We start from the raw sequence: 12,231 nt of genomic DNA, 5'->3' as shown, positions 1-12,231 counted from the left end.
GAGCGGGTCAGTGGCCGGGCGAGCCGGTCGTCGTCAGCGTCTTGTCCGGAGCCGGCTGCTTCACGCGATCCTCGACGTAGCGGCGCACCGCGTCGGCGGCGACTTGCGCATCGGCGCCGCCGTACGGCACGGGCGCGACCAGATCCTCCGGCCGCGCGAGCATCGTCGCGAGATTCGTGTAGGTCGCGCAGCCGAACGGCACGCCGGGCCGCCCGAACCCCGCATCGACGAGATGCGACGGCTGCATCAGCTTCGCGCAGTCGGGCGGCACCGCGTGCACGCCGTCGAAGCCGATCGCGCGCGCATCGGGCAGGTTGAGCGGCGGCGGCGCCGAGAAGCAGCCCGCAAGCACCAGTGGCGGCAAGGCGGCGACGATGGTTCGAACTCGCATGCGCGCTCCTCCGGTCAGTACACGAAGCCCGCGGCGCCGACGAGGCGCGGCGTGTCGCCCGTCAGCAGGTCGAGCCCGAGATTGCGCTGGATCGCGAACTCGAGATCGCTGCTCGGCCGCGCGACGGTGTCGAGCGCCTGCTCGAGCTGGCCGGGGCCGGTCGGCTGCACGATGTACGGCGTCACGATCACGACGACCTCGGTCTTGTTGTCCTGGAAGTTCTTCGACGAAAACAGCCGGCCGATGATCGGCAGCCGGCCGAGCCCCGGCACCTGCGCCACGGTATCCGCCGTCTGGCTCTGCAGCAGCCCGCCGATCGCGAAGCTCTGCCCGCTCGACAGCTCGACCGTCGTCTCGACGCGCCGCACCGAGAGCCCCGGCACCCTGACGCTGCCGGTCGTCACGCTGTTGTTCGAATCGACCTCGCTCACCTCCGGGCGCACCTTCAGGCTGATCCGGTTGTCGGCGAGCACGGTCGGCGTGAAGTCGAGCGACACGCCGAACGGCTTGAACTCGACCGTGATCGCGCCGGTGTTGCCGGCCTGCGCGACCGGGATCGGAATTTCGCCGCCCGCGAGAAAGCTCGCGGTCTGGCCGGACATCGCGGTGAGATTCGGCTCCGCGAGCATCGTGATCAGGCCTTCCTGATCCAGCGCGTCGAGCACGACGTCGATCGACCAGCGCCCCGCGCGGAAGCCGCCGAGCACCGAATACGCACCGGTCGGCGACAGGTTGAACACCTTGGTCGTCGGATCGAACAGCGTGCGGCCGCTGAGCAAGCCGCCGAAGAAGTTGCCGGCCGAGCCGAGCGAGCTCCAGTTGATGCCGAGCTGCTGCGTGACGTTGCGGCTCACCTCGGTCACGCGCACGCGCAGGTTCACCTGGATCGGGCGCGACAGCGTGAGCCGGTTGACGATCTTTTCCTTGTCGTTGACGTAAGGCGCGAGCGACTGCATCACGGCGTCCGCGTCGGCCGCGCTCGGCACCTTGCCCGCCACCATCAGCGAGCCCGGCGCGCCGGACACCGACAGCTTCAATTGCGGAAAGCGGCTGTCGAGCACCGCCTGCAACGACGCGGTGTCGACCTGCACGATCACCGTACGGCGCAGGATCGGCCGATGGTTCGCGCCGAGCGCGATCAGAGTGGTGGTGCCGGCCTTCTTGCCGAACACGAACACGGTGCGCGGCGACGGCACCTGGATGTCCGCGATGCTCGGGTCCGCGACGAACATCGCGGTCGCGGGTTCGGCCAGCGACAGCATCTCGCCCTTGCCGGTCGCGATCGACAACGCCGCGCCGGCGTCCGCCGCTCCCGCGCGCTGCGCGAGTGCGACGTCCGGCGCGACGATGCAGGCCAGGCACCAGAAAGCGATCCAACGAACCATGCGCACCATGCGTGTTCCCGTCAAATGCCGGCCGCCGGGCGGCCGGCCCGAATCGTCACTGCTCACTGCGGCGCCGCGATCCGTGGCGCCTGCGCCGTCGCATCCGCGGCGACATTGCCGCCCGGGGGCGCCGCGGGCGCCGCCGGCGCAACCAGCGTGCCCATCCAGCCGGACGGCAGCGGCGGCAAGCCCGGCGTGCCGGTGCCGCTGCCGTGCGACCCGTCGTCGACCGACGAGCCGCGATAGATCACGACCGTATTGCCCTGCGGCGCCGGCCGCGTGCCGGCGTCCGTTCTCGCGGGCGGCGCCAGCTGCGCACGGCGCGCCGCGCGCGACACGTCGCCGGCCCACACCGGCGGCGTATCGGGCTCCGCTTCGTCGCCGCCCGCCGCCTGCCGGCGATCGCTCGTCGCGAAGCTGCGCAGCGACAGCGACAGCGAGCCGAGGCGCGTCGCGACCAGCACGACCTGCGCGGTGCGCGGCGCGACCTCGAGCGTGACCGTGCGCGCGCGGGCCGGCACGTCCGGCGCACTCGCAGGCGTCTTCGCACGCTGGAATTCCGAGCCGACCGCGAGCACGCGCGCGCGCCGCACGACCGTCTCCGCTTCGAACGTGCCGGGCGTCGTCGCGGAACCGCCGATCTCCTGCGTGAGCACCACGTCGACGAAGTCGCCCGGCTGGATCAGCCCCGCGTTGCCCGACACGTCGTCGACCGGCACCGAGATCGCGCGCATACCGGGCTGCAGCGCGGCCGCGAGAAAATCCGGCGCGGCGCCCGGAATCACGTTGTCCGCACGGATCGGCGCGCCGGCGTCGACACGGTTGCGCAGCAGCGCGCCTTTCAGGTCCGCGCCCGGTTGCGACTCGACGAACGCACCGGCCGGCACCTGCGTGCGCGGCATGCGCTTCCACGCGAGATCGTTGTCGCGCAGCAGCAGCCCTTCGGGCAGGTCCGCCGCCGCGACGCGCACGCGTACCTCGGCCGCTTCGCCGGGCACCGGCGGCGTCGACGCGGCGACATACAGCTGGCGCAGGATGAACGCGCCGATCGCGGCAGCGATGATCAGCACGGTCATTCTCAGGGGTTTGGGCATGGCGGCGTGCGTCCCCGGTCTAGGCAAGCGAAACCGCGTGAGGGAACGGCGCCCAGACGGCCAGCGCCCCGCCGAACGCGAGCGCGATTCCGTACGGCACGCCGCGCGTCGCAATCGTACGCGCCGGCGCGGCGCGACGCTGCCATGCGACGGCCGCGAGCGCGGCGACGCCGCACGCGGCGCCGCTCGCACCGACGATCGTCAACACCGGGAACGCGAGCGCCGGGCCGGCCCACAGGAATACCGCCGCCGCGAGCTTCACGTCGCCGCCGGCGATCCAGCCCGCGTGACGCAGGCCGGCGAACAGCAGCAGCATCGCCGCGGCGGTCGCCACGTGACCGGCGACGTGCGCGAGCCCTTCGCGCGCGAGTGCCGCCGCAACGAAATACAGCATCGCGAACGCCAGCACCGCGCGATTGGACAGGTGCCGCGCGCGCACATCCTGCGTCGCGAGCGACACCAGCACGAGCGTCGCCGCCGACTGTACGAGAAAGAGCATCGGAGAGCCGTCCGTCGGCGCGCCCCGGCTGGATACGTCGTACCGCTGCGGATCCGTGTGTTCGTCGGCGGCGCGCGGGTTCAGGAGATCAGATCAGCGCCGTGACCTTGTTGATCAGCGCGGTGAACACGGCCGGCAAGCCGCCGGATGTACTGCTGAGGATCACCCCGACCGCCGCCAGTGCGACCACGACGATGCCGGCCAGAACCGCGTACTCGAGCGAGCTGACGCCGCGTTCATCGCGCAGCAAGGTCTTGACGTATTGCAGCATGACAACCTCCGTGTGACGGGGTCGGTGATCGACCGTTGAGTGAAAAGAAGCGGCGCTGCTTCGGTGGCACGCACGGCGTTTTCGCCCATTCATGACTCATGCGGCAGCCCTGTCGTCGGGCCATGCGCATCCCCCGGAATCCATTCGATCGCTGCAACGCGCGATGGTCGGCAATGGAATCCGCCGCGACATGCGTGCGCTTGTTGCATAACTGCATTGGCACAATGCAATTCACACTGATTCGTCTAGGGTATAGACAATTTTTTCGGCGATTTCAAATTATTTAGCGTCAGAGTGCATTTATGGGCGGCGCCCTTCAGCGATGAAATTCGCGCATGCCATTTGCCGCTTTTCAGCATGATGCAACAAGCCCGGAGCGGCGCGCAGTAAGAATGTTAATAACGGGATGCATCGTTGCCGACGCCGTTGCAATTCGATGATTTTTATTCAGTTTTCCGATATGCGGTGTGATTTACCTGCCCGAACTTGAAACGAACTCGCGCGTGCGTTTCCCGGCATCTTTTTCGTGCGCGCCGGCATGATCCGGAAAATTTTGCGCGCCTGATCGTATCGCCCGATCCGGATCGGCGCCGCTGTCACCGACGCTCGATTCGCCGCCGATCGGCGTGCGGAATCCGCACGCCGCGCTCGCCTGTCTCGCCATTTCCAATCGGCGCCATGCATGATTTGCCAACCCGAAACGCGGCGATAAGCATAGTTCAAATCGTTGCTTGTCCCGCGCCCGAGGCGTCCTCCAGAATGGTTCGACACCCTCCGGCCCGATTTCGACTCCTCACCATCCGACGCACCATGATCGACCGATTCCCGTCTCCACTGCGCCTGCTGCGATCGCTGCTGATCGCGTCCCTCGTCGCGTTGCCCGCTGCCGCCGCGCACGCCGACAAGCCCGCCACGATCCGCATCGGCGTCGCCCAGCAGGGCACCGGCGATCCGCCGACCTTCGGTGGGTCGAGCGCGGCCACCGCGCAGTTGCAGCAACTCGTCGAAAAGGAATTCGCGGCCGACGGCATCAAGGTACAGTGGCTGTTCTTCAAGGGCGCGGGCCCGGCCGTCAACGAGGCGATCGCCAACAAGGCGCTCGACTTCGCCTACCAGGGCGACCTGCCGGCCGTGCTCGCGCGCTCGAACGGCATCAGGACGCGCCTGCTGCTCGCCGCGAGCGTGCGCTCGGGCGTGAAGATCGCGGTGCCGCCCGACTCCGGCATCCGCTCGATCACCGACCTGAAGGACCGCCGCGTGTCGATCTTCCGCGGCACGAACCTGCAGCTCGTCGCCGACAACGCGCTCGCGAAGAACGGCCTCGGCGAACGCGACCTGCGCGTGATCAACCTCGACTCCGCGAGTTCGCTCGCCGCGCTCGCGTCGAAGGGCATCGACGCGTCGGTGGGCGACTATCAGTTGTACAAACTGCGCGACGCGGGCCTCGCGAAAATCATCTACGAATCGCAGAACGACGGCCCGCAGTACACGCGGCAGACCCACCTGCTCGTGCTCGACGACTTCGAGCACGCGCATCCGGACATCGTGCAACGCGTCGTCAACGCGCTGGTCAAGGGTGCGCAATGGTCGTCCGACGAAGCGAACCGCGATGCGCTGTTCAGGCTGTGGGAAAAAAGCGGCGTGCCGTATACGTCGTGGCAGGCCGACTACGCGAACCAGCGCCTGAAGGACCGCCTGTCGCCGCTGATCGATCCGTTCCTCGTCGCGCGCTACAAGGCCGTCGCGCAGGACGCGCTGAAGCTGAAACTGATCCGCCAGCCGGTCGACGTCGACGGCTGGTTCGAGCCGAAGTATCTCGACAACGCGTTGCGCGCGCAGCACCTCGAGCACTACTGGCCGCGCTACGACGCGGCCGGCAAGCCCCTCTCCTGACCCGGACCCGCCCGATGAGCGACACCGCGATCCCGATTCCGTCGTCCGATTCGCACGCGCGCGCCGCGCCGTCCCGCGCGGCGGCCGCGAAACGCGTGGCGTGGCTGCTCGCGCCGTGGGCGCTGCCCGCGCTGCTGTTCGTGTTGTGGACCGTCGGCAGCGCGCGCGGCTGGATCGCACCGCAGATCCTGCCGCCGCCCGCGCACGTCGCCGACTCGCTCGCCGAGCTCGCGGCCAGCGGCGATCTCGCGCGCCACACGCTGATCAGCCTGCAGCGCGTGCTGGTCGGCTTCGCGGCCGGCACGCTGCTCGGTTTCGCGACCGGCGCGGCGCTCGGCCTGTCGCGCACGCTCGAAGCCTACGTGCTGCCCGGCTTCAACGCGCTCGTGCAGATTCCCGTGCTCGGCTGGCTGCCGTTCCTGCTGCTGCTCGTCGGCGTCGGCGAGCCGCTGAAGTACCTGCTGATCGCGCATGCGGCGCTCGTCCCCGTGACGATGAGCACGCTGCAGGGGTTCCGCCAGGCGCCGCCCGCGCTCGATGAAGCCGCACGCGTGTTCGGCTATACGCGCCGCCAGCGCATCGTCCACGTCGTGCTGCCGGCCGCGATTCCGACGCTCGCGACCGGCGTGCGGCTCGCATTCACGAAATCGTGGCTCGCGCTCGTCGTCGTCGAACTCGTCGCGTCGTCGGAAGGGCTCGGCTACCTGATCGTGTACGGGCGCCAGCTGTTCCAGCTCGATCTCGTGATGGCGGCGGTGATCGTGGTCGGCGCGGTCGGCCTCGCGATCAATCGGCTGCTCGACGCGCTCGAAGCACGGCTGCGCCGCGGCGTGCCGTCCGCATTCCGCGGTTGAACCCGATTCAAGGATTCTCCTCCCATGCCGCTTGACGCCACGTCCGCATCGGACGCCCCAGCGCCCGCCGTCAGGATCGCCCGTCGCTTTCCCGTGCCCGACTGGCGCGGTTTCGTCCTGCCGCTCGCCACGCTCGCGCTCTGGTGGGCCGTGTCGTCCGCGCACCTCGTCAAGAGCGGGCTGCTGGTCGGCCCGGCCGACGTGCTGCACACCGCGTGGACCCAGACGACCAGCGGCGCGCTCGCGCGTGCGTTGTCGGCATCGCTCGCGCGCGAAGCGTGCGGCTTCGCGATCGGCGCGACCGGCGGCCTGCTGCTCGGCACCGCGCTCGGGCTGTCGCGCGTCGCCGCGCGCATGGTCGGCCCGAGCTTCGACACGTTCAAGCAGATCTCGCTGTTCGCGTGGATTCCGCTGATTTCCGTCTGGTTCGGCCTCGGCGACGTCGCCAAGGTCGTGTTCCTGTCGCTCGCCGCGCTGCTGCCGGTCGCCGCGCATACGTGCGACGGCATTCATGCGGTACCGCGCACGTACGTCGACGTGGCCCGCGCGCTACGTTATTCGCGGCTTCAGCTGGTGCGCCACGTGATCCTGCCCGCCGCGCTGCCGTCGATCTTCACCGGGCTGTATCTCGGCCTCATCTACTCGTGGCTCGCGACGCTCGGCGCCGAGTACCTGCTCGTCGCGGGCGCCGGGATCGGCAACACGCTGATCGACGGCAGCGAGCAGTTCCGGATGGATCTCGTGCTGTTCGGGATCATCGTCGTCGGCGTGACCGGCTGGGCGCTGAACGCGGTCGCGCGTGCGATCGAGCGCAAGGTGCTGGCCCGGCGCGGCGAGCTGCGCCGCTGATCGCCCTCTTCCTTCCCGTTGCTTCCCTTTCCGCCATGACGACTCTCGCTTCCGATTCGCTCGATATCCTCCACGTGAGCAAACGCTATGCGCAACGCGGCGCGTCGCTCGCCGTGCTCGACGACGTGTCGCTGCACGTGCGTGCCGGCGAGTTCATCACGATCGTCGGCGCGAGCGGCTGCGGCAAGTCGACGCTGCTGCGCCTGATCGCCGGGCTCGATACCGACTACGCGGGCGAAATCCGCGCCGGCGACGAAACGGTGCGCGACACGTCGCTGCAGCGCGGGATCGTGTTCCAGGATCACCGGCTGTTCCCGTGGCTGACGGTTGCGCAGAACATCGAGGCCGCACTGCGCAATGCGCCGCTCGACGCACCGGCCAAACGGCGCGCGGTAGCCGAGCACATCGCGCTCGTCGGGCTGAACGGCTTCGAGCATGCGTACCCGAACCAGCTGTCGGGCGGCATGGCGCAACGCGTCGCGATCGCGCGCGGCCTCGTGAATCGCCCGCGCGTGCTGCTGCTCGACGAACCGTTCGGCGCACTCGATGCACAGACGCGCGCGCGGATGCAGAACGAACTGCTGCGCATCTGGGAACAGGAACGCATCACGATGGTGCTGGTCACGCACGACGTCGACGAAGCCGTGTATCTCGGCGATCGCGTCGTCACGATGGCGCCGCGCCCGGGGCGCATCGAGCGCATCCTCGACGTCGCGTTGCCGCGGCCGCGCCGGCGCGACTCGCCGGAATTCGCGCGGCTGCGCGACGCGGTACTCGCCGATTTCGACGATCTCGAACCGCCCGGCAACGGCGGCAGCGGCAGCGGCAGCCGGGCAAACCGTGACGAGGCGCTCGATACGCACCGGATCGGCGCATGGCGGCTCGCGTGGTGATGCGCTCACGCGGCGGGCCCGATGCCGTGCCCGAAACGCTCAGCATGCCGACACATATCGATCATCACGGCGCGCACTAAGGTTGTGACGATTCATCGGTTCCGGTTCCGCGCGGTCCCTGCTTGAATGGAGACTCGACCGACCCGACCCAGGAGACTCCCGATGTCCGAAGTCCAGCAAGCCGCTCACCCGTCATCGCATGCTTCGCACGCCGCCGCGCCGCGCACGGCCGCCGTCCCGCTTCAGCTTCGCCAGGTCGCCGGCCGGATCGGCGCCGAAATCGCCGGTGTCCGGCTGTCGGGCACGCTCGACGATGCGACGTTCGACGCGATCCAGGCCGCGCTGCTGCGCCACAAGGTGCTGTTCTTCCGCAACCAGGGCCATCTCGACGACACCGCGCAGGAAGCCTTCGCGCGCCGCTTCGGCGAGACGGTCGCCCACCCGACCGTGCCCTCCGTCGACGGCAGCGCGCACCTGCTCGAACTCGATTCCGCGCACGGTGCGCGCGCCAATTCGTGGCACACCGACGTGACGTTCGTCGACGCGTACCCGAAGGTGTCGATCCTGCGCGCGGTCGTGATTCCGCCGTTCGGCGGCGACACCGTGTGGGCCAACACGGCGGCCGCATACACGCATCTTCCCGAGTCGCTGCGCGCGCTCGCCGACACGCTGTGGGCGGTGCACACGAACGCGTACGACTACGCGTCGACGCACGTGCATGCCGACGACACGCAACTGAAGCGCTACCGCGAAGTGTTCACGTCGACCGTCTACGAAACAGAACATCCGGTCGTGCGCGTACATCCGGAGACCGGCGAGCGCACGCTCGTGCTCGGACACTTCGTGCAGAAGATCAAGGGGCTGTCGTCGCAGGATTCCGCCCATCTGCTGCAGGTGCTGCACGAACACGTGACGCGCCTCGAGAACACCGTGCGCTGGAACTGGCAGCAAGGCGACGTCGCGATCTGGGACAACCGCGCGACGCAGCACTACGCGATCAACGACTACGGCGATGCACGCCGCGTCGTGCGTCGCGCGACCGTTCACGGCGACGTGCCGGTCGGCATCGACGGCCGCCGCAGCGTCGTGCTGAAGGGGCCGGGCGCGACGCTGCAATGACGTTCGCCGCACGGTGGCGGCTTCGGTCGCCACCGTGCCGGCGCCACCCTGCATTCCCGCCTTCCCGACCGGAGGATCCGACCATGACCTTCCCGCCACCGGGCCGACGCTTGCATGCGCAACGATGTCGCCGTCCGTTCGCCCCGTTCACTTCCTCCAGGAGCGTCGCATGAGCGCCCTACCCGTACCCGCCGCCGAGCCGGTCGACGTGATCCCGCTATCCGCCCACATCGGCGCGGAGATTCGCGGCATCGACCTCACCCAGCCGTTGACCACGCCGCAGATCGCCGCGATTCGCGCCGCGCTGCTGAAATGGCGCGTGATCTTCTTCCGCGAGCAGTTCCTCACGCACGAGCAGCATGTCGCGTTCTCCGCGCAGTTCGGCGAGCCGACCGTCGGCCACCCGGTGTTCGGCCACGTCGACGGTCATCCTGCCGTCTATTCGATCGCGAAGCATCGCAAGGCGACGCGCTTCGAAGGCGAGCCGGTACGCCGGCCGTGGACGGGCTGGCACACCGACGTGACGGCCGCCGTCAATCCGCCGTGGGCGTCGATCCTGCGCGGCGTGACGATTCCGCCGTACGGCGGCGACACGCACTGGACCAACCTCGTGCGCGCCTATGAAACGCTGTCCGCACCGCTGCGCGACTTCGTCGACGGCTTGCGCGGCATCCATCGCTTCACGCCGCCGCCCGGTGCACGCGCGACCGGCGCATTCGACGAAGCCGTCGAGCGCCGCCCGCTCGTGACCGAGCATCCGCTGGTGCGCGTGCATCCGGAGACCGGCGAACGCGCGCTGTACGTGAGCCCGAGTTTCCTGAAGTCGATCGTCGGGCTGACGCCGCGCGAGAGCCAGGCCCTGCTCGAACTGCTGTGGGAACACGTGACGCGGCCGGAATTCACGATCCGCTTCAAGTGGGAGCCGCGCAGCATCGCGTTCTGGGACAACCGCGCGACCGCGCATCTCGCGCCGGTCGACATCTTCGATCTCGACTTCGATCGCCAGCTCTACCGCACGACGCTCATCGGCGACGTGCCGGTCGGCCCCGACGGCCGGGCGTCCGTCGCGCTCGAGGGCTCGCCGGTCGAGGCAGCGGCCGCGGTCGCGCTGAACTGACCGCCGTGTCGACAGCCGGCGCACGCGCGCCGGCTTCCTGCCTCAATCCAGCCACACGCCGTCGAACCGGTGCCCGCCGAGCGGCGAGAACGTCAGCCCGTGCACGCGCTTCGAGATCGGCAGCGACACGATCGACGTCGCGATCGGCGTGAACGGCACCTGATCCTTGAAGACGACCTGTGCCTGCTCGTAGAGCGACGTGCGTTTCGCGACGTCCGAGTTCGTGCGCGCCGCGCTGACGAGCCGCTCGAAATCCGCGTTGCACCATTTCGCGAGATTGCTGCCGTGCACCGCCTCGCAGCCGAGCAGCGTGCCGAGCCAGTTGTCGGGGTCGCCGTTGTCGCCCGACCAGCCGTACAGGATCGCGTCGTGCTGCCCGTCGCGTTTCGCGCGGCGATTGTATTCGCCCCACTCGTAGCTGACGATCTTCGCGCGCACGCCGATCTTCGCCCAGTCCTGCTGGATCAGTTGCGCCATCAGCTGCGCGTTCGGGTTGTAGGGGCGCTGCACCGGCATCGCCCACAGCGTCAGGTCGAAGCCGTTCGGGAATCCCGCCTGCGCGAGCAGCGCCTTCGCGGCGGCCGGATCGCGCGGCGCATCCTTCAGGCGCGGGTTGTACGACCATTGCGCGGGCGGCATCGGGTTCGTCGCGATCGTCGCGTCGCCGTTGAACACGGTCTTGATGATCGCCGTCTTGTCGATCGCGATGTCGAGCGCGCGCCGCACGTCGACGCGATCGAGCGGCGGATGCTGCGTGTTGTACGCGACGAAGCCGACGTTGAAGCCCGTCCCCGAAAACAGCGTCAGCTTCGGATCGCGCCGCACCGTCTCGAGATCGGCCGGCCGCGGGAACACCGACACCTGGCACTCGCCGGCCGTGAGCTTCTGCAGGCGCGCGGCCGGATCGGGCGTGATCGCGAACACGAGATGCGCGAGCTTCACGTCGTCCGGCTTCCAGTAATCGGGATTCGCGTCGTAGCGGATCACGGCGTCCTTCTGGTACGCGCGCAGCTGGAACGGCCCCGTGCCGACCGGGAGCTGGTTGATGTCGGCTTCGCGATGGCGCGCCGTCAACTGCGACGCATATTCGGCCGACAGGATCGACGCGAACGCCATCGCGAGATTGCGCACGAACACGACGTCGGGCTGCTTCAGCACGAAGCGCACCGTATCGTCGTCGAGCTTTTCGATGCGCTCGATGTTGCGGTCGAACCCGAGATCGCTGAAGTACGGGAAACTGACCGGGTAGGCCTTGCGGAACGGATCGTCGGGATCGAGCATCCGGCGGAACGTGAACACGACGTCGTCCGCCTGGAACGGACGCGTCGGCGTGAACCACGCGGTCGTCTGGAACTTCACGCCGCGCCGCAGGTGGAACGTGTAGACGCGCTGGTCGGACGACACGTCCCAGCTCGTCGCGAGCGACGGCACGAGATCGAGCGTGCCGCGCTTGAACTGCACGAGCCCGTTGTAGACCGTGTACGTGCTCGCGTCGAAATCGGTGCTGGTCGTGTGCTGGCCCGGATCGAAGCCGGCCGGGCTGCCTTCGGTGCAGTACACGAGCGTCTTGCCGACCGGCGCCGCGAACGCGTGCGTGACCGTGCCGGCGAGCAGCAGCGATGCGGCCACGCCGCGCAGCACTGCAACGGCAACGGAGGTGTGCCGCGCACGATGCGCGGCCGATGAAACGAATGGAATCTTCATGGTGGCGGTCAGGAAAGGACTGTCATGCGAATGACGACCGCCGATCTTCGCGCGCCGCCCGCCGATCGCTTACCAATTAATTCCGCGTTGCTTATCGCCGCGGATGCATCCCGCTGCCGCCGCATGGAAACGTCCGCGCGAGCACCGCGGACACGCGTGCGA

Annotated in this window: 12 protein-coding genes; 6 read left to right on the top strand and 6 right to left on the bottom strand. The window is 68.9% G+C overall.

Annotated elements, in window-relative coordinates; translation table 11 throughout:
- Positions 1–7: 7 nt before the first annotated feature.
- From U4012_RS27480 to U4012_RS27460, 5 genes are all read right to left on the bottom strand, one after another.
- A complete protein-coding gene (locus U4012_RS27480; protein ID WP_044843870.1) occupies positions 8–391 on the bottom strand; it encodes a CpaD family pilus assembly lipoprotein in 384 nt (127 codons plus the stop codon).
- A gap of 14 nt (positions 392–405) precedes the next feature.
- Entirely contained in the window at positions 406–1,785 is a 1,380-nt protein-coding gene (locus tag U4012_RS27475) for a type II and III secretion system protein family protein (protein ID WP_321802305.1), read from the bottom strand.
- Between the two features lie 53 nt (positions 1,786–1,838).
- A complete protein-coding gene (cpaB, locus tag U4012_RS27470; RefSeq protein WP_321802304.1) occupies positions 1,839–2,870 on the bottom strand; it encodes a Flp pilus assembly protein CpaB in 1,032 nt (343 codons plus the stop codon).
- A 19-nt stretch (positions 2,871–2,889) separates the two neighbouring features.
- The gene (locus U4012_RS27465) at positions 2,890–3,369 is read right to left on the bottom strand and encodes a prepilin peptidase (RefSeq protein WP_321802303.1); all 480 of its coding nucleotides are present in this window, start codon (positions 3,367–3,369) and stop codon (positions 2,890–2,892) included.
- Between the two features lie 88 nt (positions 3,370–3,457).
- Positions 3,458–3,640, bottom strand: coding sequence for a Flp family type IVb pilin (locus U4012_RS27460; RefSeq protein WP_044843866.1), 183 nt, complete (start codon positions 3,638–3,640; stop codon positions 3,458–3,460).
- A gap of 810 nt (positions 3,641–4,450) precedes the next feature.
- Here U4012_RS27460 and U4012_RS27455 point away from each other — a divergent pair.
- The 6 genes from U4012_RS27455 to U4012_RS27430 all read left to right on the top strand — a co-directional run bounded on the left by U4012_RS27455 (position 4,451) and on the right by U4012_RS27430 (position 10,365).
- On the top strand, positions 4,451–5,533 hold the full coding sequence (locus tag U4012_RS27455; RefSeq protein ID WP_044843865.1) for an ABC transporter substrate-binding protein: 1,083 nt from the start codon (positions 4,451–4,453) through the stop codon (positions 5,531–5,533).
- Positions 5,534–5,547: 14 nt separating this feature from the next.
- On the top strand, positions 5,548–6,387 hold the full coding sequence (locus U4012_RS27450; RefSeq protein ID WP_044843864.1) for an ABC transporter permease: 840 nt from the start codon (positions 5,548–5,550) through the stop codon (positions 6,385–6,387).
- A 24-nt stretch (positions 6,388–6,411) separates the two neighbouring features.
- Complete coding sequence (locus U4012_RS27445; RefSeq protein WP_321802302.1) at positions 6,412–7,236, top strand: ABC transporter permease; 825 nt, start codon at positions 6,412–6,414, stop codon at positions 7,234–7,236.
- A 35-nt stretch (positions 7,237–7,271) separates the two neighbouring features.
- Positions 7,272–8,129, top strand: coding sequence for an ABC transporter ATP-binding protein (locus tag U4012_RS27440; RefSeq protein WP_321802301.1), 858 nt, complete (start codon positions 7,272–7,274; stop codon positions 8,127–8,129).
- A 162-nt stretch (positions 8,130–8,291) separates the two neighbouring features.
- The gene (locus U4012_RS27435) at positions 8,292–9,248 is read left to right on the top strand and encodes a TauD/TfdA family dioxygenase (protein ID WP_321802300.1); all 957 of its coding nucleotides are present in this window, start codon (positions 8,292–8,294) and stop codon (positions 9,246–9,248) included.
- A 169-nt stretch (positions 9,249–9,417) separates the two neighbouring features.
- A complete protein-coding gene (locus U4012_RS27430) occupies positions 9,418–10,365 on the top strand; it encodes a TauD/TfdA dioxygenase family protein (RefSeq protein ID WP_044843860.1) in 948 nt (315 codons plus the stop codon).
- Between the two features lie 42 nt (positions 10,366–10,407).
- Here the strand turns inward: U4012_RS27430 and U4012_RS27425 are convergent, their stop codons facing one another.
- Positions 10,408–12,069: an ABC transporter substrate-binding protein gene (locus tag U4012_RS27425; RefSeq protein ID WP_321802299.1), complete on the bottom strand. Its 1,662-nt coding sequence runs from the start codon at positions 12,067–12,069 to the stop codon at positions 10,408–10,410.
- Between the last annotated feature and the right edge of the window lie 162 nt (positions 12,070–12,231).

It is taken from the genome of Burkholderia sp. BCC1988 (genome assembly GCF_905339895.1).
Lineage (GTDB): Bacteria > Pseudomonadota > Gammaproteobacteria > Burkholderiales > Burkholderiaceae > Burkholderia.
The sequence above is the reverse complement of the archived record's forward strand: the minus strand, read 5'-3'. Positions and strand labels throughout refer to the sequence as shown.